Source organism: Bacillus sp. FSL M8-0071 (assembly GCF_037975455.1).
GTDB classification, from domain to species: Bacteria; Bacillota; Bacilli; order Bacillales; family Bacillaceae; genus Bacillus; species Bacillus subtilis.
Window position 1 is genome coordinate 59,004 of record NZ_CP150256.1, and the last position, 23,244, is coordinate 82,247.

Genomic DNA, 23,244 nt, shown 5'->3' on the forward strand with positions numbered 1-23,244 from the left:
GACTAAGGGAGGATTCGCCATGCTTGTGATTGCCGGTCTCGGAAACCCGGGGAAGAACTATGAAAATACACGGCATAATGTCGGATTTATGGTGATAGATCAGCTTGCAAAGGAATGGAATATAGAGCTGAATCAAAATAAATTTAACGGATTATACGGAACCGGATTTGTTTCCGGCAAAAAGGTTCTACTTGTTAAACCGCTTACATATATGAATTTATCAGGAGAATGTTTGCGGCCTTTAATGGACTACTATGATGTCGATAACGAAGATTTGACAGTCATTTACGACGACCTTGACCTTCCGACTGGTAAGATCCGTTTAAGAACGAAAGGAAGCGCCGGAGGGCACAATGGCATCAAATCACTGATCCAGCATCTTGGAACATCCGAGTTTGACCGTATCCGCATCGGAATCGGCCGGCCTGTAAACGGCATGAAGGTCGTTGATTATGTGTTAGGCTCCTTTACCATGGAGGAGGCACCTGAGATCGAAGAAGCGGTTGATAAATCTGTGAAGGCTTGTGAGGCTTCTTTGAGTAAACCGTTTTTAGAAGTCATGAACGAATTTAACGCAAAGGTATAAAATGTAACAACAAAGTCCATACTACACCAAAATGACTTTTTCATCAGGAGGTCCCTTGTATGGCTTTGCATTATTATTGTCGTCATTGCGGAGTGAAAGTAGGCAGTCTCGAATCTTCAATGGTATCGACAGACTCACTTGGATTTCAGCACTTAACAAATGAGGAAAGAAACGATATGATTTCTTATAAAGAAAATGGAGATGTCCATGTTTTGACGATATGTGAAGACTGCCAAGAGGCGCTTGACCGAAATCCGCATTACCACGAATATCACACATTTATTCAATAAAAAGCTTTGGTGTAGACACTAGACCAAAGCGTTTTTCTGTTCTCGCAGGAAACAGAGAGGAGGGGCCATATGGACAACATTCAAACCTTTATAAAAGAAAGCGATGACTTTAAATCCATCATCAACGGTTTACACGAGGGCCTGAAGGAACAGCTGCTCGCGGGTCTGTCGGGTTCCGCGCGTTCTGTTTTTACTTCTGCTCTGGCTAATGAAACGAATAAGCCTATCTTTCTCATCACCCATAACTTATATCAAGCCCAGAAAGTAACAGATGATCTGACTTCACTTCTAGAGGATCGGTCTGTCCTTTTGTACCCCGTCAATGAACTCATTTCATCAGAAATCGCAGTTGCAAGCCCTGAATTGCGGGCGCAGCGATTAGATGTCATTAATAGACTAACGAATGGAGAAGCGCCAATTGTCGTTGCTCCGGTAGCGGCAATCAGAAGAATGCTGCCGCCTGTTGAGGTGTGGAAAAGCAGCCAGATGCTCATTCAAGTAGGCCATGATATCGAACCTGACCAGCTTGCCTCACGGCTGGTAGAGGTAGGGTATGAGCGGTCTGATATGGTTTCTGCGCCCGGGGAATTCAGTATTCGCGGGGGAATCATTGACATTTATCCGCTGACTTCAGAGAATCCGGTGAGAATTGAACTTTTTGACACCGAGGTGGATTCAATCCGCAGCTTTAATTCAGATGATCAGCGGTCAATTGAGACCCTTACCTCGATCAATATCGGTCCCGCGAAGGAATTAATTATCAGACCGGAAGAAAAAGCGCGGGCGATGGAGAAAATCGATAGTGGTCTTGCCGCGAGCTTGAAAAAATTAAAGGCTGACAAACAAAAAGAAATACTTCATGCGAATATTTCTCACGATAAAGAACGCTTGTCTGAAGGCCAGACAGATCAGGAGCTCGTGAAGTATCTCTCATATTTCTATGAAAAGCCTGCTAGTTTACTAGATTATACACCTGATAATACACTTCTGATTTTGGATGAAGTCAGTCGGATTCATGAGATGGAAGAACAGCTTCAAAAAGAAGAAGCGGAGTTTATAACAAATCTTCTTGAGGAAGGGAAGATTTTGCATGACATTCGTTTGTCATTCAGCTTCCAAAAAATAGTGGCTGAGCAAAAACGGCCTCTGCTGTACTACTCTTTATTTTTGCGGCATGTACACCATACGAGCCCGCAAAATATCGTCAATGTGTCAGGCCGGCAAATGCAGAGTTTCCATGGCCAAATGAACGTGCTTGCGGGCGAAATGGAGCGTTTTAAAAAATCAAATTTCACTGTTGTGTTCTTAGGAGCAAACAAGGAACGTACACAGAAATTGTCATCTGTTTTGGCTGATTATGATATCGAGGCCGCCGTGACAGACAGCAAAAAAGCGCTTGTTCAGGGACAGGTCTATATCATGGAAGGCGAGCTTCAATCAGGATTTGAGCTGCCGTTAATGAAGCTTGCCGTTATTACGGAAGAAGAACTGTTCAAAAACCGTGTAAAGAAGAAGCCGCGAAAACAGAAGCTTACCAATGCAGAACGCATCAAAAGCTATTCTGAGCTTCAAATTGGAGATTATGTCGTTCATATTAATCACGGGATCGGAAAATACCTGGGGATCGAAACTCTTGAAATCAACGGCATTCATAAAGACTATTTAAATATACATTATCAGGGCAGTGACAAGCTTTACGTCCCTGTAGAACAAATTGATCAGGTCCAAAAATATGTCGGCTCCGAAGGAAAAGAGCCAAAGCTGTATAAATTAGGTGGAAGTGAATGGAAGCGGGTCAAGAAAAAAGTAGAGACATCCGTTCAGGATATTGCTGACGACTTAATTAAGCTGTATGCCGAAAGAGAAGCGAGCAAGGGCTATGCGTTTTCTCCTGACCATGAGATGCAGCGTGAATTCGAATCGGCTTTCCCTTATCAAGAGACTGAGGATCAGCTCCGTTCGATTCACGAAATCAAAAAAGACATGGAAAGAGAACGTCCGATGGACCGCTTGCTGTGCGGAGATGTGGGCTACGGTAAAACAGAGGTTGCCATACGTGCCGCGTTTAAGGCGATCGGTGACGGAAAGCAGGTAGCTCTGCTCGTTCCGACAACCATTTTGGCACAGCAGCACTATGAAACCATAAAAGAGCGCTTCCAGGACTATCCGATTAATATCGGCCTTCTCAGCAGGTTCAGAACGAGAAAAGAAGCAAACGAAACAATCAAAGGGCTGAAAAACGGAACGGTTGATATCGTCATCGGGACGCATCGGCTGCTATCAAAGGATGTCGTGTATAAAGACTTAGGGCTCCTCATCATTGATGAAGAGCAGCGTTTCGGTGTAACCCATAAAGAAAAGATCAAGCAAATAAAAGCCAATGTTGATGTATTAACGTTAACAGCAACGCCGATTCCGCGTACGCTGCATATGTCTATGCTTGGCGTAAGGGACCTTTCAGTCATCGAGACTCCGCCGGAAAATCGCTTCCCCGTACAGACGTATGTTGTGGAATATAACGGCGCTCTTGTCAGAGAGGCGATTGAACGTGAGCTTGCACGCGGAGGCCAGGTCTATTTCTTGTACAACCGGGTAGAGGACATTGAGCGGAAAGCGGATGAAATTTCAATGCTAGTCCCTGACGCGAAGGTAGCATATGCGCATGGGAAAATGACAGAAAATGAATTAGAAACCGTTATGCTAAGTTTCCTTGAAGGAGAATCAGACGTTCTCGTCAGCACAACCATTATCGAAACTGGCGTGGACATCCCGAACGTCAATACGCTGATCGTATTTGACGCCGACAAGATGGGACTTTCTCAGCTTTACCAGCTGCGGGGGCGTGTCGGCCGTTCTAACCGTGTGGCGTATGCGTACTTCACGTATCGCCGGGATAAAGTGCTGACAGAAGTGGCTGAAAAAAGGCTGCAGGCTATTAAAGAATTCACAGAGTTAGGTTCCGGTTTTAAAATCGCAATGCGTGACTTAACGATTCGCGGAGCTGGGAATCTTCTTGGTGCCCAGCAGCATGGCTTCATCGATTCGGTCGGATTTGACCTCTATTCACAAATGCTGAAGGAGGCCATTGAGGAGCGTAAAGGAGACACAGCGAAGACAGAGCAGTTTGAAACAGAAATTGATGTCGAGCTTGATGCGTATATTCCGGAAACTTATATTCAAGACGGCAAACAGAAAATTGATATGTATAAACGCTTCAGGTCTGTGGCGACAATCGAAGAGAAGAATGAGCTTCAAGATGAAATGATCGACCGCTTTGGAAACTATCCAAAAGAAGTCGAATACTTGTTTACTGTTGCAGAAATGAAAGTCTATGCGAGACAGGAACGTGTCGAGCTGATTAAGCAGGATAAAGATGCTGTCAGATTGACGATTTCTGAAGAAGCAAGTGCTGAAATTGACGGACAGAAGCTGTTTGAGCTTGGCAATAAATATGGCAGACAAATCGGACTGGGAATGGAAGGGAAAAAACTCAAAATCTCCATACAGACGAAAGGCCGTAGTGCTGATGAATGGCTCGACACCGTGCTGGGCATGCTGAAGGGCTTAAAAGATGTGAAAAAACAAACCATTTCATCAACGTAAATTTTGTTACTCTCTGGTGTATATTACATTTGATGTGACGGATACTAATTTCAAGCGAGGCGGAAGGTACATAAAGTAACTGCTTTAGGTCTTTCCCACATGTATATACCATCAAATGAAAGAGAGGCACCAGAGATGAAAGCAACCGGTATCGTACGTCGTATTGATGACTTAGGTCGGGTCGTGATTCCTAAAGAAATTCGAAGAACTCTGAGAATCAGGGAAGGCGATCCGCTTGAGATTTTTGTAGATCGTGACGGAGAAGTGATTTTGAAAAAGTACTCTCCGATCAGTGAGCTTGGAGACTTTGCAAAGGAGTATGCAGACGCGCTTTACGACAGCCTCGGCCATTCAGTGCTGATTTGTGATCGTGATGTATATATTGCCGTGTCCGGCAGCTCCAAAAAAGATTACTTAAACAAGTCAATCAGTGAAATGCTGGAAAGAACAATGGATCAGCGCAGCTCCGTGCTTGAGAGTGATGCGAAATCAGTACAGCTTGTGAATGGAATTGATGAGGACATGAATTCTTATACTGTCGGCCCAATTGTGGCGAACGGTGATCCGATAGGTGCTGTGGTGATCTTTTCAAAAGACCAGACAATGGGCGAAGTAGAGCATAAAGCTGTTGAAACAGCAGCTGGATTTTTGGCTCGTCAAATGGAACAGTAGGTCTTATTCCTTTCTTCGAAAATAGGTATGTAAAGAACAGCTCTCCTTGGGACGCTGTTCTTTTTCATGCGTGCCGAAAAAGGAATCCAAGGGTTGGGATGTGGTATAATAACCTCGTTTTTATTTGTGCCGCGGTAATACGTGAACCGTATTGCCCCTGACGTTGGGAAGGAGCTTTTGGATGGACGATTCAATAGGCGTTAAACGGCATTGGATTTGGCAGGGGGCTTTTGTTTTAATTCTGGCAGGCATCATCACAAAAATTTTAAGCGCTGTTTACAGAGTCCCGTTTCAAAACATTGTCGGCGATGTTGGATTTTATATATATCAGCAGGTATATCCCTTTCTTGGTATTGCGGTCATGCTGTCCACATCAGGATTTCCAGTCATTATTTCAAAACTGATGAATGATTATAGTGAAAAAAATCATCACACCATATTAAAAATATCAGCGTTATTTTTGTCTTTAATCGGTATTTTATTATTTCTTTGTTTATATCTGGGTGCTGTTCCTATTGCACTCTTTATGGGAGATTCGCATCTAGCCGTGTTAATTCAAGTGGCCGCATGCGCGTTTCTGCTGTTCCCATTTGTCGCGTTGCTTAGAGGCGGTTTTCAGGGGCGGCACGAAATGCTCCCTTCAGCCTTATCACAGATGACAGAGCAGTTTCTGCGTGTTGCAGTGCTCTTGGGTTTATCATTTTGGCTCGTGAAAAAGGGAGCCTCGCTTTATACTGCGGGAGCGGCAGCCGCTTCAGGCTCTCTTGCCGGAAGTTTGGTTGCATTGATAATACTGGGGTTTTTTTGGTTCAAAACGAAAAGAGACAACCAAACGGATAGGCAAAACGAAAATGTCATCACAACAAAAGAATTGACGAAAAAACTGCTTTTATATTCGGTTACAATTTGTGTAAGCAGTTTGCTGCTTTTGTTTATCCAGCTTGTTGATGCTTTGAATTTATATGCATTACTTTCGGGTGGTGAGGCAAGCGAAGAAGCAAAACGCCTAAAGGGGATCTATGATCGGGGACAACCCTTGTTGCAGCTCGGTTCAGTTTTTGCCGTAAGCATTGCGACGTCACTCGTTCCGTATATTTCTATGGCTGTAAAAAACAAAGAGCTGAAGATCATGAAAGAAAAAATCACGTCATCTTTGAAACTATGCCTTGTGCTCGGTACAGGCGCATCGGCTGGGTTGATTTGCATTCTTAAGCCGGTTAATATCATGCTGTTTCAAAATGGAGAAGGGACAGGTGCGTTACAAGTATTTAGCTGCTCCATTTTGTTTGCATCCTTGGCGGTAACGGCAGCGGCAGTCTTACAGGGAGCGGGGTACACAGTTTTTCCTGCGATAGCGGTGGGCGCGGGTGTTGCGGTGAAATGGGTGTTAAACACACTTTTGGTTCCGCGCTATGGGATTGAAGGCGCATCGCTTGCGACAGCGGCTTCCTTTGCGGCTGTCGCCGGCCTTAACTTGTATCAGCTTCGGCAAAAGGAATGGCTCGATAAGCTTAGAGGCGTTTTGATTCCGATTATTGGATCTGCTCTTTTGATGTCAGCTGTCTTGCTTGCGTATATCCGTTTCTGGACTTTTTTGTTTCCTGCTACAGGAAGAGGAGCGGCTGTGATTGAGAGTCTTTCTGCTGTTGCCATTGGTGGCGCGGTGTTTATTTATTGTATGATGAGATTGGGAATATTTACAGATGAAGAGCTGAACAGTGTGCCATTCGGCAGCAAGTTAAGCAAATTCATGAGAAGGAGAGAACAAAATGGCGGGTAAAATTACAGTCGTGGGACTTGGTGCCGGAGACATGGACCAGTTGACAATTGGTATACACAAGCTGTTGACGAAGGCAGATACGCTGTATGTCAGAACCAAGGATCATCCTTTAATTGAGGAGCTTGAAAAAGAAACGAAGAACATCCGTTTCTTTGATGATATATATGAGAAACATGATCAGTTCGAGGCGGTATATGAAGAAATTGCAGATATCCTCTTTGAAGCGGCGCGACGTGAGGACGTGGTTTATGCTGTGCCGGGACACCCTTTTGTCGCAGAAAAAACAGTTCAGCTGCTGACGGAGCGGCAGGAAAAGGAAAATGTTCAAGTGAAAGTCGCGGGAGGACAAAGTTTCCTTGATGCCACATTCAATGCCTTGCAAATTGACCCGATTGAAGGTTTTCAATTTGTGGATGCCGGCACATTGTCCGCGGATGAGCTTGAGCTCAGACATCATCTGATCATATGTCAGGTTTACGACCAAATGACGGCTTCTGAAGTCAAGCTGACATTGATGGAGAAGCTGCCTGATGATTATGAGGTCGTCATTGTGACTGCAGCAGGCAGCCGTGGCGAGGAGATCAGGACAGTGCCATTATTTGAGCTGGACCGCAATGTCGCTTTGAACAACTTAACAAGTGTGTATATTCCGCCGATTAAAGAAGAGAAGCTGCTTTATCACGAATTCTCCACGTTCCGAAGCATCATCAGAGAGCTTCGCGGACCTAATGGATGTCCGTGGGATAAAAAGCAGACGCATCAGTCATTAAAGCAGTACATGATTGAAGAATGTTATGAGCTTCTCGAAGCTATTGACGAAGAAGACACAGACCATATGATCGAAGAGCTTGGCGACGTTTTGCTTCAGGTCTTGCTTCACGCGCAAATTGGTGAAGATGAAGGTTATTTCACAATTGATGATGTCATAAAAGGAATCAGTGAAAAAATGGTCCGAAGACATCCCCATGTGTTTAAAGATGTTAAGGTTCAGGATGAAAACGTTGTTTTAGCCAATTGGGAAGATATAAAAAAGGCCGAAAAAAATACATCTGAATCATCATTACTAGACAGCGTACCGAAAACCCTTCCAGCTCTTTCGAAAGCAGCTAAATTGCAGAAAAAAGCAGCGAAGGTCGGTTTTGACTGGGAAGACGTCAGCGATATTTGGGAAAAGGTAAGTGAGGAAATGAAGGAATTTTCTTCTGAGGTTTCTGAAGCTCCTCACGAACACAATCTTAAAGCTGAGTTTGGCGACATTTTGTTCGCGCTGGTGAATGTAGCCCGCTTCTACAAAATAGAGCCAGAGGAAGCGCTGACCATGACTAATGACAAATTCCGGAGACGGTTCTCGTACATTGAGGAAACAGCGAAGGAAGAGGGAGTCGAGTTGGCTGATATGTCCCTTGAGGACATGGACAAACTGTGGAATGAAGCAAAAGAAACTGAGAGGAGATCATAGATATGAGATTAGATAAATTTTTGAAAGTATCACGGCTGATCAAACGGCGTACACTAGCGAAGGAAGTAGCTGACCAAGGACGAATCTCTATTAACGGAAACCAAGCTAAAGCTAGCTCTGACGTAAAACCGGGAGATGAACTAACGGTCCGCTTCGGCCAAAAGCTTGTAACGGTTCAGGTTAATGAATTGAAAGACACGACGAAAAAAGAAGAAGCTGCAAACATGTACACGATTCTAAAAGAAGAAAAACTCGGCGAATAGGCTTGTTCTAAAAAAACCCCCCACCTCATACAATGCAGTAATAATGCTAAAAGTATCGAGGATATGGGGGCTGAATAGATGAATTCATATTATGATCAAAAAGGTTCTTCGTCTGTTCCGGAACAGCATGATGTGACAATGAAAGGCCGGAAGCATTTAGATATTTCTGGGGTTAAGCATGTGGAGAGTTTTGATAACGAAGAATTCCTGCTGGAAACGGTGATGGGAATGCTCTCCGTCAGAGGCCAAAACCTGCAGATGAAAAATCTTGATGTGGAAAAAGGGATTGTTTCGATTAAAGGCAGGGTATTTGATTTAGTGTACTTAGACGAACAACAAGGGGATAAAGCTAAAGGGTTTTTTAGCAAGTTGTTTAAATGACGCTGACGACACAATTCTATACAATGCTGGCGATGTCCGGTATGGGTCTCTGGCTTGGTGCTTCGCTTGATACATACCGGCTCTTTGTCATTCGTGCCAAAACAGCCAGATGGCTATTATTTATTCATGATATTCTTTTCTGGATTATGCAAGGGCTGCTTTTCTTTTATGTCTTGCTTCATGTAAATGAGGGAGAATTCAGGATTTACATCTTTTTAGCGGTTCTGCTGGGCGTTGCGACGTATCAGAGCCTTTGCAAACGAATCTATATAAAAATACTGAAATTCGTCATTTACCTTGTTGTTTCTGTTTATCAATTCTTCAAAAAACTCATTCAGCACGTGTTATTTCGTCCTATTGTGTGGACATGCGGAGCGATCATCTGGCTGGCGGCATTTTTATTCAAGAAAACATACAGCCTGATAGGTTTTCTCCTGCTGTGTCTATATAAAATAGTCATGGTTCTGTGTTTTCCGATCCGTTTTATCGCGAAACAATGTTTGAAACTTCTTCCTGTGAAAATGCGTCTAACTTTTAGACGTTATTTTGAAAAAGGTGCAGGATTTCTCAAAAAGAAGAAGAAACTATTGATAACCATAAGAACGACCATCACACGGTTTTTGAAGAGATGAAAGGAGGACCGTCTGGTTTGAATTTTTCCAGGGAACGAACGATAACTGAAATACAAAACGACTATAAAGAACAAGTAGAACGGCAAAATCAGCTGAAGAAACGAAGACGCAAAGGGCTGTACAGACGGTTAACTGTATTCGGCGCCCTAGTATTCCTGACGGCAATTGTGCTGGCAAGCTCTGTATGGTCCCAAACATCTTCCCTTAGTGCAAAAGAAGAAAAGAAAGAACAGCTTGAAAAAGAACTGAAAAGTTTAAAGACAAAACAAACGGATTTAAAAGAAGAAATATCCAAATTGAAGGATGAGGATTACGTCACAGAGCTTGCCAGAAGGGACTTATTCATGTCTGGAGACGGAGAAATTATCTTCAATGTGGAGAAGAAGAGCAAGTAGCCTTGTTGACACTTAAATTTTTATTTAGGTATAATTAAGCAAACGATCTTTTTATAAGCCTAAGGAGGAGCACTTTTTTTATGTCGATTGAAGTTGGCAGCAAGTTGCAAGGGAAAATTACAGGTATTACAAATTTTGGAGCATTTGTTGAATTGCCTGGAGGCTCAACCGGTCTCGTTCACATTAGTGAGGTAGCTGATAATTATGTCAAAGACATTAACGACCACTTAAAAGTCGGCGACCAAGTTGAAGTGAAAGTCATCAACGTTGAAAAAGACGGGAAAATTGGTTTATCTATTAAAAAAGCTAAAGACCGTCCGCAAGCCAGACCTAGAAATGATTTCCGTCCGAAAGAATCTTTTGAACAGAAAATGAATAAGTTTTTAAAAGACAGCGAAGATCGCTTGTCATCTTTAAAACGCAATACGGAATCAAAACGTGGAGGGCGCGGAGCAAGAAGAGGATAACTTGCTGCTTTCTATAAAATAAATGAAGCATCCGTTCATCCCGACGGATGCTTTTTTATTATCCTCATTCTCTTTAAGAGTCAGAAAATTACAACATTAAAGTTTCTGTTGACGAAAGAGACAAACCTTTGTATTATATAACTTGTGCTTAGAAGCACAAAACAATATGGCGGTGTAGCTCAGCTGGCTAGAGCGTACGGTTCATACCCGTGAGGTCGGGGGTTCGATCCCCTCCGCCGCTACCATATTTGTTTGGCCCGTTGGTCAAGCGGTTAAGACACCGCCCTTTCACGGCGGTAACACGGGTTCGAATCCCGTACGGGTCATCCTAACAAATCGGTTTCTCTTGCAGAAGCCGATTTTTTTCATTTTTAGACAACATTCCGGAAATTCTTTTCATAAACGAATATCAAGGCAGAAACCGTCGAAGATTTCTTTGGTATTGTTACCTTCTTTTGACAAAATCCTATCTGTGCTTTCGCTATAATGACAGGCAACGAATATAACAGGTGGGAGATGAGAGGAATGGAAAAAGCAGAAAGAAGAGTGAACGGGCCAATGGCGGGACAAGCTTTGGAAAAACTCCAATCGTTTTTTAACAGGGGCACGAAGCTGGTGACTCATCATTTGCATTCACTGTTTTTCTATAAAGGATTCATTTATGTTGTCATCGGATTTTTGCTTGGACGGGCTTTCATATTATCCGAGGTGCTTCCTTTCGCACTTCCTTTCTTTGGAGCGATGCTTCTTATCAGAAGAGACAAAGCGTTTTATGCGGTTTTGGCTGTGCTTGCAGGTGCGCTGACCATATCTCCAAAGCACTCATTGCTCATACTGGCGGCATTGCTGGCATTCTTCGTATTTTCTAAAGTGGCTGCCTTCATTACCGACGATCGTGTTAAAGCGCTCCCGATTGTCGTGTTCTTCTCCATGGCTGCAGCAAGAGCCGGGTTTGTTTATGCCCAAAATGGCGTATTTACAACCTATGATTATGTAATGGCTATCGTTGAGGCTGGACTATCGTTTATCTTAACACTGATTTTCCTTCAGAGCCTTCCGATTTTTACTGTGAAAAAAGTGAAACAATCATTAAAAATAGAGGAAATCATTTGCTTTATGATTCTTATTGCCTCTGTTTTAACGGGGCTGGCTGGCTTGTCCTACCAAGGGATGCAGGCAGAACATATATTGGCTCGTTATGTTGTGTTGAGTTTTTCCTTTATTGGCGGAGCAAGCATCGGCTGTACGGTTGGTGTTGTGACCGGCCTGATTCTTGGCTTGGCGAATATCGGAAACCTATATCAAATGAGTCTGCTTGCTTTTTCCGGTTTATTGGGCGGTTTGCTGAAGGAAGGGAAAAAAGCAGGTGCAGCAATCGGTCTTATCGTTGGTTCACTTCTTATATCTTTATATGGTGAAGGCTCTGCCGGTCTGATGACAACGCTCTATGAGTCATTAATCGCAGTCGGCCTGTTTTTGCTCACACCTCAATCTATTACAAGGAAAGTGGCGAGATATATTCCGGGAACTGTCGAGCATCTTCAAGAGCAACAGCAATACGCTAGAAAAATCCGTGATGTCACTGCTCAGAAGGTAGACCAGTTCTCCAATGTATTTCACGCGCTGTCTGAAAGCTTTGCAACCTTTTACCAAGCGTCAGACGAACAGACAGATGACAGCGAAGTTGATCTGTTCTTAAGCAAAATCACGGAGCATTCCTGTCAGACGTGCTACAAGAAAAACAGGTGCTGGGTACAGAACTTTGATAAAACATATGATTTAATGAAACAAGTTATGCTTGAAACAGAGGAAAAAGAATATGCATCAAACCGAAGGCTGAAAAAAGAGTTTCAACAGCATTGTTCTAAATCCAAGCAGGTTGAAGAGCTGATTGAGGATGAGCTCGCACATCATCATGCCCATTTGACACTCAAGAAAAAAGTCCAAGACAGCAGGCGCCTTGTTGCTGAACAGCTTTTAGGTGTTTCTGAGGTTATGGCCGACTTTTCTCGGGAAATAAAAAGAGAGCGAGAACAGCACTTTCTGCAGGAAGAGCAAATCATAGAAGCGCTTCAGCATTTCGGAATTGAGATTCAGCATGTCGAGATCTATAGTCTTGAACAAGGAAATATCGATATTGAAATGACCATTCCGTTCAGCGGACATGGAGAAAGTGAAAAAATCATTGCTCCTATGCTGTCTGACATTCTGGAAGAACAAATTCTTGTGAAAGCCGAACAGCACTCTCCGCATCCGAATGGATACAGCCATGTTGCCTTTGGATCAACAAAATCATACAGGGTGTCCACGGGAGCTGCTCACGCTGCGAAGGGCGGCGGCCTTGTCTCCGGCGACAGCTACAGCATGATGGAGCTTGGAGCCAGAAAATATGCTGCAGCAATCAGTGACGGAATGGGCAATGGCGCAAGAGCGCACTTTGAAAGCAATGAAACGATCAAGCTTCTTGAAAAAATCCTTGAATCGGGAATTGATGAAAAAATAGCAATTAAAACGATCAACAGCATACTGTCTCTAAGGACAACTGACGAAATATATTCCACGCTTGACCTATCTATTATCGATCTTCAAGATGCCAGCTGTAAATTTTTGAAGGTTGGATCGACGCCTAGCTTTATCAAACGGGGTGACCAGGTCATGAAAGTTCAAGCGAGCAATCTGCCAATCGGTATTATTAATGAATTTGATGTGGAGGTTGTGAGTGAACAGCTGAAAGCGGGTGACCTCTTAATTATGATGAGTGATGGCATTTTTGAGGGGCCTAAGCATGTGGAAAATCACGACTTATGGATGAAGCGTAAAATGAAAGGGTTGAAAACAAATGACCCGCAGGAGATTGCCGATTTGCTTATGGAAGAAGTCATCCGCACAAGATCCGGCCAAATTGAGGACGATATGACTGTTGTTGTCGTCCGGATTGATCACAATACACCGAAGTGGGCATCCATTCCTGTTCCGGCAATCTTTCAAAACAAACAAGAAATTTCATAACGCTTCCGTATAAATCAAATTTCTTCTGGCGAAGATGGGAATATATGAATCTGAGAATCCTCGTATTCTCCAGGAGGAATGAATGTGAACAACGGACATTTAAATCAAATTTTGCTGATAACGGATGGCTGCTCAAACCATGGGGAAGACCCGCTTGCAATGGCTGCTTTTGCTAAAGAGCAGGGGATTACGGTAAATGTCATTGGTATAATGGAAGAAAATCAAATTGACCCTGAGGCAATGAAGGAAGTCGAAGGGATTGCACTTGCCGGAGGAGGCGTGCACCAAGTCGTTTATGCATCTCAGCTTTCACAAACTGTTCAAATGGTAACAAAGAAAGCGATGACGCAAACCTTACAAGGTGTAGTCAATCAAGAACTGAAACAGATTCTCGGAAAGAATGTGGAAATGGAAGAGCTTTCTCCGGAAAAACGCGGCGAAGTCATGGAAGTGGTAGACGAGCTTGGAGAAACGGTGCATCTTCAGGTTTTGGTTCTTGTTGATACAAGTGCAAGTATGGCGCCAAAGCTTCCAACAGTAAAAGAGGCCCTGATTGATTTGTCTGTAAGCCTCAATTCCCGAATTGGGAATAACGAATTTGCGATGTGTATATTTCCCGGGAAAAAACAAGAGGTCGAGCTTGTGCTGAACTGGACACCGAAGCTGCAATCTCTTTCCACACTCTTTGCAAAGCTTTCGACAGGCGGCATCACGCCGACAGGTCCGGCGATTCGTGAAGCGACACTGCAGTTTGAAAAAATACGCTCAAGAAGGGGCATGCTGGCAGATGATGAACGACGCTTTGACGAGTTTGGCATGTAGCCTCAAGCCGGGTACGACAATCAAAGGCAAGTGGAATGGAAACACTTATACATTGCGTAAACAGCTTGGTAAAGGGGCCAATGGAATTGTGTATTTGGCAGAAGCATCAGATGGACATGTTGCCTTAAAGGTGAGTGATGACAGCCTGTCTATTACTTCTGAAGTGAATGTCTTGAAATCTTTCTCAAAGGCCCAGTCCGTTACGATGGGGCCTTCTTTTTTTGATACGGATGATGCTTATATTCCCGGTACCAATACGAAAGTTTCATTTTATGCAATGGAATACATAAAAGGGCCGCTGCTTTTGAAGTATGTCAGTGATAAAGGAGCAGAGTGGATACCTGTATTAATGATTCAGCTGTTATCCAGCTTATCGGTGCTTCACCAGCAAGGATGGATATTCGGCGATCTTAAACCTGATAATCTGATCGTAACTGGTCCGCCCGCAAGGATCCGCTGCATTGATGTGGGCGGCACGACAAAGGAAGGCCGGGCGATAAAAGAGTATACGGAGTTTTATGACAGAGGCTATTGGGGGTATGGAACAAGGAAGGCAGAGCCATCCTATGATCTGTTCGCAGTTGCCATGATTATGATCAACAGTGTGCATAAAAAAGAATTTAAGAAAACGAGCCAGCCCAAAGAACAGCTTAGGTCTCTCATCGAAGGAAACTCGCTGCTTCAAAAGTATAAAAAAGTGCTTTTTTCAGCCTTGAACGGAGATTATCAATCCGCAGATGAAATGAAAAAGGATATGCTAGACGCGGGGCAAAAAGCAGCACAAAGAAAACAGCCTATAAAAGCATCACCGCAGCCTGCCACACGACAAAGACAGCAAAAACCGCGCCAAGGAAAAATAACGAAGACGCGATATACCCCAAAACAGAAACCGGCTAAGTCGGGGGGGTTATTTGAAACAACGCTGATCGTGATCAGTGTTTTAGCGCTTTATTTCGCCTATATTATCTTTTTCTTAATCTGAATGGTGCAAACTGCAGAGCCTATGCTTCTTCTTTGCTTGGAGGGGTTGAAAGTGTTAGGATATGAATATCTTTAAAATACCTGCTCATTGTGAGGAGGACATTGTGAAAAGTGTCAAAGATTTTTTAAACAAACACAATCTTACGTTAAAAGGGGCGACAATCATTGTAGGCGTTTCCGGCGGTCCGGACTCAATGGCTCTTCTTCACGCGTTGCATACGTTATGCGGCCGTTCAGCGAATGTTATTGCAGCTCACGTTGACCATCGGTTCAGAGGTGCGGAATCCGAGGAGGACATGCGTTTTGTCCAAGCTTATTGTAAAGCTGAACAGCTCGTGTGCGAAACGGCTCAAATCAATGTAACCGCATATGCACAGGAAAAAGGACTCAATAAGCAGGCTGCAGCACGCGATTGCCGCTACCAGTTTTTTGAGGAAATCATGTCGAAGCACCAAGCGGACTATCTAGCTCTTGCGCATCATGGTGATGATCAGGTTGAAACAATGCTTATGAAACTGGCTAAGGGTACGCTTGGAACGGGACTTGCGGGAATGCAGCCGGTTAGACGTTTTGGCACGGGGCGGATCATCAGGCCGTTCTTAACCATTACAAAGGAAGAGATCCTTCACTATTGCCGTGAAAACGGCTTGAGCTACCGGACGGATGAAAGCAACGCCAAAGATGACTACACAAGAAACAGATTCAGAAAAACAGTGCTCCCGTTTTTGAAGCAGGAATCTCCGGATGTGCATAAAAGGTTTCAGAAAGTGAGTGAAGCACTGACGGAAGATGAGCAATTCTTACAGTCATTAACGAAAGATGAAATGAATAAAGTAATCACAAGCCAGTCTAATACATCAGTTGAAATCAATTCCTCTCAATTGCTTGCCCTCCCGATGCCTTTACAAAGAAGAGGAGTTCAACTAATATTAAACTATCTTTATGAAAACGTTCCATCATCCTTTTCAGCCCATCACATTCAGCAGTTTCTCGATTGGGCGGAAAATGGCAGTCCTTCAGGAGTACTGGACTTTCCGAAAGGGCTGAAGGTGGTCAAATCATATCAGACATGTTTGTTTACATTTGAACAATGGCAGTGCAAAAATGTTCCCTTTGAATACCAAATTAGCGGAGCTTCTGATGAAACGGCAGTGCTCCCTAATGGATATCTGATAGAGGCAAGGCATTATGCGGACTCGCCTGAAGAACATGGGAATGCTGTTTTTATCACAAGTGAAAAAAAGGTGCGATTTCCCTTAACAATCCGGACGAGAAAAGCTGGAGACCGGATCAAACTAAAAGGGATGAACGGCTCAAAAAAGGTAAAGGATATATTTATTGATAAGAAACTGCCTCTCCAAGAAAGAGACAACTGGCCGATTGTGACGGACGCAAGCGGTGAAATTATCTGGATACCTGGCTTGAAAAAATCAATTTTTGAAGATCTTGTGATTCCAAACAGCGACCGCATTGTATTACAATATAGACAGCATGAAAAGTGTAGGGGGCAAGCAAAATCATGATGAAACATGATATCGAGAAAGTACTGATCTCAGAGGAAGAGATACAAAAGAAAGTAAAAGAGTTAGGTGCAGAATTAACGAGCGAGTATCAAGATACATTTCCGTTGGCAATCGGTGTGTTAAAAGGAGCACTTCCTTTTATGGCGGATCTTATCAAGCATATTGATACATATTTGGAAATGGATTTCATGGATGTATCAAGCTACGGAAATTCTACGGTTTCTTCTGGAGAAGTAAAAATCATTAAAGATTTGGATACATCTGTAGAGGGCCGGGACATCTTAATTATTGAAGATATCATCGACAGTGGGTTAACCTTAAGTTATCTCGTAGAGCTCTTCCGATACCGTAAAGCAAAATCAATTAAGATTGTTACCCTTTTGGATAAACCGAGCGGAAGAAAAGCGGACATCAAAGCAGACTTTGTCGGTTTTGAAGTTCCTGACGCGTTTGTAGTGGGTTACGGACTTGATTATGCTGAGCGCTATCGCAATCTGCCTTATATCGGAGTGTTAAAACCGGCAGTTTATGAAAGCTGATCGGCAGCCTGCTTCCGAGATGGTTATTGTTTGTATTGGAATGATTTTCTATGGTACTATTGAACATAGTTGTGCTTACTGTGGGAGGAGGTAAGGAATGAATCGGGTCTTCCGTAATACCATTTTTTATTTACTTATTTTATTAGTAGTAATCGGGGTTGTGAGCTACTTCCAGACCTCAAATCCGAAAACAGAAAATATGTCGTACAGTACGTTCATCAAAAACCTGGATGACGGGAAAGTTGATAGCGTATCGGTTCAGCCTGTCAGAGGTGTTTATGAGGTAAAAGGGCAGCTGAAAAACTACGACAAAGATCAATACTTTTTGACTCATGTTCCTGAAGGAAAGGGAGCAGACCAGATATTTAACGCTTTGAAAAAGACAGACGTAAAGGTTGAGCCCGCGCAAGAAACAAGCGGATGGGTGACGTTCCTGACGACCATCATCCCATTTGTCATTATCTTTATTCTGTTTTTCTTCCTGCTCAATCAGGCTCAAGGCGGCGGCAGCCGTGTCATGAACTTTGGCAAGAGTAAAGCGAAGCTGTATACAGAGGAAAAGAAACGCGTCAAATTTAAAGACGTTGCAGGGGCTGACGAAGAAAAGCAAGAACTTGTTGAAGTTGTTGAGTTTCTGAAAGATCCCCGCAAGTTTGCCGAGCTCGGCGCCAGAATACCGAAAGGCGTGCTTTTAGTCGGACCTCCGGGTACCGGTAAAACATTGCTTGCCAAGGCTTGTGCAGGAGAAGCCGGCGTACCTTTCTTCAGCATCAGCGGATCTGATTTCGTTGAAATGTTTGTAGGGGTCGGTGCTTCCCGTGTGCGTGACTTGTTTGAAAATGCGAAAAAGAATGCGCCTTGTTTGATCTTCATTGATGAAATTGACGCAGTCGGACGCCAGCGTGGCGCTGGTCTCGGCGGTGGACACGATGAACGTGAACAGACGCTAAACCAATTGCTTGTTGAAATGGACGGATTCAGCGCTAATGAAGGAATTATCATCATTGCTGCGACGAACCGTGCGGACATCTTGGACCCAGCCTTACTTCGTCCGGGACGTTTTGACCGTCAAATCACAGTGGACCGCCCAGATGTCATTGGCCGTGAAGCTGTATTGAAAGTCCATGCGAGAAACAAACCGCTGGATGAAACGGTTAACCTAAAATCAATTGCCATGAGAACACCAGGCTTCTCAGGCGCTGACTTAGAAAACCTCTTGAATGAAGCTGCTCTTGTAGCGGCTCGTCAAAACAAGAAAAAAATCGATGCGCGTGATATTGACGAAGCGACGGACCGTGTAATTGCCGGACCCGCTAAGAAGAGCCGCGTTATCTCCAAGAAAGAACGCAATATCGTGGCTTATCACGAAGGCGGACACACCGTTATCGGTCTCGTTTTAGATGAGGCAGATATGGTGCATAAAGTAACGATTGTTCCTCGGGGCCAGGCTGGCGGTTATGCTGTTATGCTGCCAAGAGAAGACCGTTATTTCCAAACAAAGCCGGAGCTGCTTGATAAAATTGTCGGCCTCTTGGGCGGACGTGTTGCTGAAGAGATTATCTTCGGTGAAGTCAGCACAGGGGCGCACAATGACTTCCAGCGTGCGACGAATATTGCAAGACGAATGGTTACGGAATTCGGTATGTCAGAAAAACTGGGACCGTTGCAATTTGGACAGTCTCAGGGCGGTCAGGTATTCTTAGGCCGTGATTTCAACAACGAACAGAACTACAGTGATCAAATCGCTTACGAAATTGATCAGGAAATTCAGCGCATCATCAAAGAATGTTATGAGCGTGCGAAACAAATCCTGACTGAAAATCGTGACAAGCTTGAATTGATTGCCCAAACGCTTCTGAAAGTTGAAACGCTTGACGCTGAACAAATCAAACACCTTATCGATCATGGAACATTACCTGAGCGTAATTTCTCAGATGATGAAAAGAACGATGATGTGAAAGTAAACATTCTGACAAAAACAGAAGAAAAGAAAGACGATACGAAGGAGTAATTCGCTTTCTTTCTAAAAAAACTGCCGGCTGACGCTGGCAGTTTTTTTATGTAAATGATGGGCTCAGCTGCGGCTTTTACAATCATCCAATTCTGGTATCGATTTGTTTACAAATGAGCCGCTGATCGTGTATGGTATTGTAGAATGTTTGTAAAAAGTAAAGTAGAGAAACTATTCAAAAGTGGTGATAGAGGTTGTTACTGGTTATCGATGTGGGGAACACCAATACTGTACTTGGTGTATATCATGATGGAAAATTAGAATATCACTGGCGTATAGAAACAAGCAGGCATAAAACAGAAGATGAGTTTGGGATGATTTTGCGCTCCTTATTTGATCACTCCGGGCTTATGTTTGAACAGATAGATGGCATTATTATTTCGTCAGTAGTGCCGCCAATCATGTTTGCGTTAGAAAGAATGTGCACAAAATACTTTCATATCGAGCCTCAAATTGTTGGTCCAGGTATGAAAACCGGTTTAAATATAAAATATGACAATCCGAAAGAAGTGGGGGCAGACAGAATCGTAAATGCTGTCGCTGCGATACACTTGTACGGCAATCCATTAATTGTTGTCGATTTCGGAACCGCTACAACGTACTGCTATATTGATGAAAACAAACAATACATGGGCGGGGCGATTGCCCCTGGGATTACAATTTCGACAGAGGCGCTTTACTCGCGTGCAGCAAAGCTTCCGCGTATCGAAATCACCCGGCCCGACAATATTATCGGAAAAAACACTGTTAGCGCGATGCAATCTGGGATTTTATTTGGCTATGTCGGCCAAGTGGAAGGAATCGTTAAGCGAATGAAATGGCAGGCAAAACAGGAACCAAAGGTCATTGCGACAGGAGGCCTGGCGCCGCTCATTGCGAACGAATCAGATTGTATAGACATCGTTGATCCATTCTTAACCCTAAAAGGGCTGGAATTGATTTATGAAAGAAACCGCGTAGGAAGTGTATAGGAGGTTTAGTAATGGATTATTTAGTAAAAGCACTTGCGTATGACGGAAAAGTTCGGGCTTATGCGGCGAGAACGACTGATATGGTAAATGAGGGGCAGAGACGCCATGGTACGTGGCCGACAGCATCCGCTGCATTGGGACGCACAATGACAGCTTCACTCATGCTCGGCGCTATGCTGAAGGGCGATGATAAGCTGACCGTGAAAATCGAGGGCGGAGGTCCGATCGGAGCTATTGTAGCTGATGCCAATGCCAAAGGAGAAGTCAGAGCCTATGTCTCTAACCCGCAAGTTCATTTTGATTTAAATGAACAAGGCAAGCTTGATGTCAGACGTGCGGTTGGAACAAACGGAACGTTAAGTGTCGTAAAAGATTTAGGTTTGCGCGAGTTCTTCACAGGACAAGTAGAAATCGTTTCAGGAGAATTAGGAGATGATTTCACTTACTATCTTGTATCATCTGAGCAGGTTCCTTCATCAGTGGGCGTAGGTGTGCTCGTGAATCCTGACAATACCATTCTTGCGGCAGGGGGCTTTATTATTCAGCTGATGCCGGGAACAGATGATGAAACAATCACAAAAATTGAACAGCGTCTATCTCAAGTAGAGCCGATTTCTAAGCTCATCCAGAAAGGGCTGACACCAGAAGAAATTTTAGAAGAAGTCCTAGGCGAGAAACCTGAGATTTTGGAAACGATGCCTGTCAGATTCCATTGCCCTTGTTCAAAAGAACGGTTCGAAACAGCCATTTTAGGACTAGGCAAAAAAGAAATTCAAGATATGATAGAAGAAGATGGACAAGCCGAAGCAGTATGCCATTTTTGTAATGAAAAGTACTTATTTACAAAAGAAGAGCTGGAAGGGCTTCGTGACCAAACTACCCGCTAAGCTCTTTAGCGGGTTTTTAATTTGAGAAAAGGGGCTGAAAGCAGGTTTGAAATCAAGAACAATCTGGACCATTATTTTAGGGGCGCTGTTGGTTTGCTGTATTGCTGTTGCATATACGCTGACGAAATCCCAAGCCGGCGCATCGTCATCCGGTGAGTCTATTGCGACTATCGGGGGCAAGAGTGTGACAAGAGAAGAATGGCTGAAAGAAATGGAAGATCAGTATGGTAAGTCAACGCTTGAAGATATGATCAATGTCCGAGTTGTTGAGCAGCTGGCTAAAAAGAACAACCTTAAAATATCCAAAAGCGAAGTTGATCGTGAGTTTTTGCTGATTAAAGCGGTCAATAATTCCTTTTACGAAGATGAACATACGACGGAGAAAGAGTGGAAAGACCAAATTCGTTATAATATCCTCCTTGAGGAATTGTTAACAAGGGATATCGATATCTCAAACAAAGAATTGGAATCATTCTATCATAAAAATAAGGAACTATATCAGTTTGATGATTCGTATCGAATTCGGCACATTGTTGTAAAAGATGAAGAAGAAGCGAGAGAAGTCCTGAAAGAACTGAAAGGCGGATCAAGCTTTGAAGCTGTCGCTGCCGAAAGATCCACTGACAGATATACATCACCATACGGCGGAGATTTAGGTTTTGTCACAGAGGCATCAGACAACATTCCATCAGCATACATTGAAGAGGCGAAAACACTCAAAGAGGATGAATGGTCTCAGGAACCAATAAAGGTCAGCAACGGATATGCCATTATCCAGCTGAAAGAAAAACTAAAGGCAAGAACGTTCTCATTTGATGAAGTAAAGGACCAGATCAGACGGCAAATCGCAATGGATCAGCTAGGCGATAAAGCGACAGTTAAGACACTTTGGAAAGAAGCCGATGTATCTTGGTTTTATGGGGAAAAAAGTACTAAGTGATTGACAAAAAATTTTGAAATTGATAGATTATATACATAATACCAATACAAATAGTCGGAAATTGAGGTGTCGAGAATGGTACGTGTAGCAAACTCCATTACTGAATTAATTGGGAATACGCCAATCGTTAAATTAAATCGCCTTGCAGATGAAAACAGTGCGGATGTATATCTAAAACTTGAATACATGAACCCTGGAAGCAGTGTAAAAGACCGTATCGGTTTAGCCATGATTGAAGCGGCTGAAAAAGAAGGAAAATTAAAAGCCGGTGATACAATCATTGAACCGACAAGCGGAAATACTGGAATCGGGCTTGCAATGGTTGCTGCTGCTAAAGGATTAAAAGCCATTTTGGTTATGCCTGATACAATGAGCATGGAGCGCCGCAACCTTCTTCGCGCATACGGTGCTGAACTTGTGCTGACTCCTGGTGCGGAAGGCATGAAAGGTGCCATTAAGAAAGCTGAAGAGCTTGCTGAAAAGCACGGATACTTTGTGCCGCAGCAGTTTAACAACCCTTCTAACCCAGAAATTCACCGCCAAACAACGGGTAAAGAAATCGTTGAGCAATTCGGTGATGACCCGCTTGACGCATTTGTAGCCGGAATCGGAACGGGCGGAACGATTACGGGAGCGGGCGAAGTGCTGAAGGAAGCATACCCTTCCATCAAGATTTATGCTGTTGAACCGTCAGATTCCCCAGTGCTTTCAGGAGGAAAACCAGGCCCCCACAAAATTCAGGGAATAGGAGCTGGATTCGTGCCGGACATCTTAAACACTGAAGTATATGATGAAATCTTCCCTGTGAAGAATGAAGAAGCATTCGAATATGCCCGCAGAGCTGCACGTGAAGAAGGAATTCTCGGAGGCATCTCATCAGGTGCGGCAATTTATGCTGCTCTTCAAGTAGCAAAAAAACTCGGAAAAGGCAAAAAAGTATTGGCCATCATTCCAAGTAACGGCGAACGTTATCTAAGCACGCCGCTGTATCAATTCGATTAAAAAAAGCCAAAACTCCCGGTCTGCCGGGAGT

General features: G+C 43.6%; 21 protein-coding genes and 2 tRNA genes. All 23 read left to right on the forward strand.

Annotated features, from left to right (window positions below):
- Positions 1-19: 19 nt before the first annotated feature.
- On the forward strand, positions 20-586 hold the full coding sequence (gene pth / locus MKX71_RS00325; protein ID WP_339231620.1) for an aminoacyl-tRNA hydrolase: 567 nt from the start codon (positions 20-22) through the stop codon (positions 584-586).
- 59 nt (positions 587-645) lie between these two features.
- Complete coding sequence (gene fin, locus MKX71_RS00330) at positions 646-876, forward strand: anti-sigma-F factor Fin (protein ID WP_003243417.1); 231 nt, start codon at positions 646-648, stop codon at positions 874-876.
- Between the two features lie 69 nt (positions 877-945).
- Positions 946-4,479, forward strand: a complete 3,534-nt coding sequence (gene mfd / locus MKX71_RS00335; protein WP_041850256.1) for a transcription-repair coupling factor — start codon at positions 946-948, stop codon at positions 4,477-4,479.
- Between the two features lie 135 nt (positions 4,480-4,614).
- Complete coding sequence (gene spoVT / locus MKX71_RS00340; RefSeq protein WP_003218365.1) at positions 4,615-5,151, forward strand: stage V sporulation protein T; 537 nt, start codon at positions 4,615-4,617, stop codon at positions 5,149-5,151.
- Positions 5,152-5,332: 181 nt separating this feature from the next.
- Entirely contained in the window at positions 5,333-6,931 is a 1,599-nt protein-coding gene (locus MKX71_RS00345; protein WP_339231622.1) for a polysaccharide biosynthesis protein, read from the forward strand.
- A complete protein-coding gene (gene mazG, locus MKX71_RS00350; RefSeq protein ID WP_339231623.1) occupies positions 6,921-8,390 on the forward strand; it encodes a nucleoside triphosphate pyrophosphohydrolase in 1,470 nt (489 codons plus the stop codon). The genes MKX71_RS00345 and mazG overlap by 11 nt, the downstream gene beginning before the upstream one ends.
- A gap of 2 nt (positions 8,391-8,392) precedes the next feature.
- Positions 8,393-8,653, forward strand: a complete 261-nt coding sequence (locus MKX71_RS00355) for a S4 domain-containing protein (protein WP_003226716.1) — start codon at positions 8,393-8,395, stop codon at positions 8,651-8,653.
- Between the two features lie 78 nt (positions 8,654-8,731).
- Positions 8,732-9,034: a sporulation protein YabP gene (gene yabP, locus MKX71_RS00360; RefSeq protein ID WP_003226714.1), complete on the forward strand. Its 303-nt coding sequence runs from the start codon at positions 8,732-8,734 to the stop codon at positions 9,032-9,034.
- A complete protein-coding gene (gene yabQ / locus MKX71_RS00365; RefSeq protein ID WP_003243260.1) occupies positions 9,031-9,666 on the forward strand; it encodes a spore cortex biosynthesis protein YabQ in 636 nt (211 codons plus the stop codon). Before yabP ends, yabQ begins: the two co-directional genes overlap by 4 nt.
- Before the next feature lie 17 nt (positions 9,667-9,683).
- Entirely contained in the window at positions 9,684-10,061 is a 378-nt protein-coding gene (gene divIC, locus MKX71_RS00370) for a cell division protein DivIC (protein ID WP_003243211.1), read from the forward strand.
- An 80-nt stretch (positions 10,062-10,141) separates the two neighbouring features.
- Complete coding sequence (locus MKX71_RS00375; protein WP_003218379.1) at positions 10,142-10,528, forward strand: S1 domain-containing RNA-binding protein; 387 nt, start codon at positions 10,142-10,144, stop codon at positions 10,526-10,528.
- Between the two features lie 168 nt (positions 10,529-10,696).
- Positions 10,697-10,773 (forward strand) — tRNA-Met (locus MKX71_RS00380).
- Positions 10,774-10,782: 9 nt separating this feature from the next.
- Positions 10,783-10,854, forward strand: a tRNA-Glu gene (locus MKX71_RS00385).
- A 199-nt stretch (positions 10,855-11,053) separates the two neighbouring features.
- Positions 11,054-13,537: a stage II sporulation protein E gene (gene spoIIE / locus MKX71_RS00390; RefSeq protein WP_047181970.1), complete on the forward strand. Its 2,484-nt coding sequence runs from the start codon at positions 11,054-11,056 to the stop codon at positions 13,535-13,537.
- An 84-nt stretch (positions 13,538-13,621) separates the two neighbouring features.
- Positions 13,622-14,359: a VWA domain-containing protein gene (locus tag MKX71_RS00395; protein ID WP_003243782.1), complete on the forward strand. Its 738-nt coding sequence runs from the start codon at positions 13,622-13,624 to the stop codon at positions 14,357-14,359.
- Positions 14,325-15,341, forward strand: coding sequence for a serine/threonine protein kinase PrkT (gene prkT, locus MKX71_RS00400; protein ID WP_327847547.1), 1,017 nt, complete (start codon positions 14,325-14,327; stop codon positions 15,339-15,341). Before MKX71_RS00395 ends, prkT begins: the two co-directional genes overlap by 35 nt.
- A 103-nt stretch (positions 15,342-15,444) precedes the next feature.
- Positions 15,445-16,863 (forward strand): tRNA lysidine(34) synthetase TilS, encoded by a 1,419-nt coding sequence (gene tilS / locus MKX71_RS00405; protein WP_198879165.1) that lies wholly within the window; start codon positions 15,445-15,447, stop codon positions 16,861-16,863.
- Entirely contained in the window at positions 16,860-17,402 is a 543-nt protein-coding gene (gene hpt / locus MKX71_RS00410) for a hypoxanthine phosphoribosyltransferase (RefSeq protein ID WP_003226700.1), read from the forward strand. Before tilS ends, hpt begins: the two co-directional genes overlap by 4 nt.
- 97 nt (positions 17,403-17,499) lie before the next feature.
- Positions 17,500-19,413: an ATP-dependent zinc metalloprotease FtsH gene (ftsH, locus tag MKX71_RS00415; RefSeq protein WP_003243881.1), complete on the forward strand. Its 1,914-nt coding sequence runs from the start codon at positions 17,500-17,502 to the stop codon at positions 19,411-19,413.
- A 194-nt stretch (positions 19,414-19,607) separates the two neighbouring features.
- Entirely contained in the window at positions 19,608-20,384 is a 777-nt protein-coding gene (locus MKX71_RS00420) for a type III pantothenate kinase (RefSeq protein ID WP_010886388.1), read from the forward strand.
- A gap of 11 nt (positions 20,385-20,395) precedes the next feature.
- Complete coding sequence (hslO, locus tag MKX71_RS00425; protein ID WP_003226695.1) at positions 20,396-21,271, forward strand: redox-regulated molecular chaperone HslO; 876 nt, start codon at positions 20,396-20,398, stop codon at positions 21,269-21,271.
- 46 nt (positions 21,272-21,317) lie between these two features.
- Positions 21,318-22,211 carry a peptidyl-prolyl cis-trans isomerase gene (locus MKX71_RS00430; protein WP_003226693.1) on the forward strand — a complete coding sequence of 298 codons (894 nt, stop codon included), beginning with the start codon at positions 21,318-21,320 and terminating at the stop codon, positions 22,209-22,211.
- A gap of 75 nt (positions 22,212-22,286) precedes the next feature.
- Positions 22,287-23,213, forward strand: a complete 927-nt coding sequence (gene cysK, locus MKX71_RS00435; protein ID WP_015715109.1) for a cysteine synthase A — start codon at positions 22,287-22,289, stop codon at positions 23,211-23,213.
- Positions 23,214-23,244: the final 31 nt, after the last annotated feature.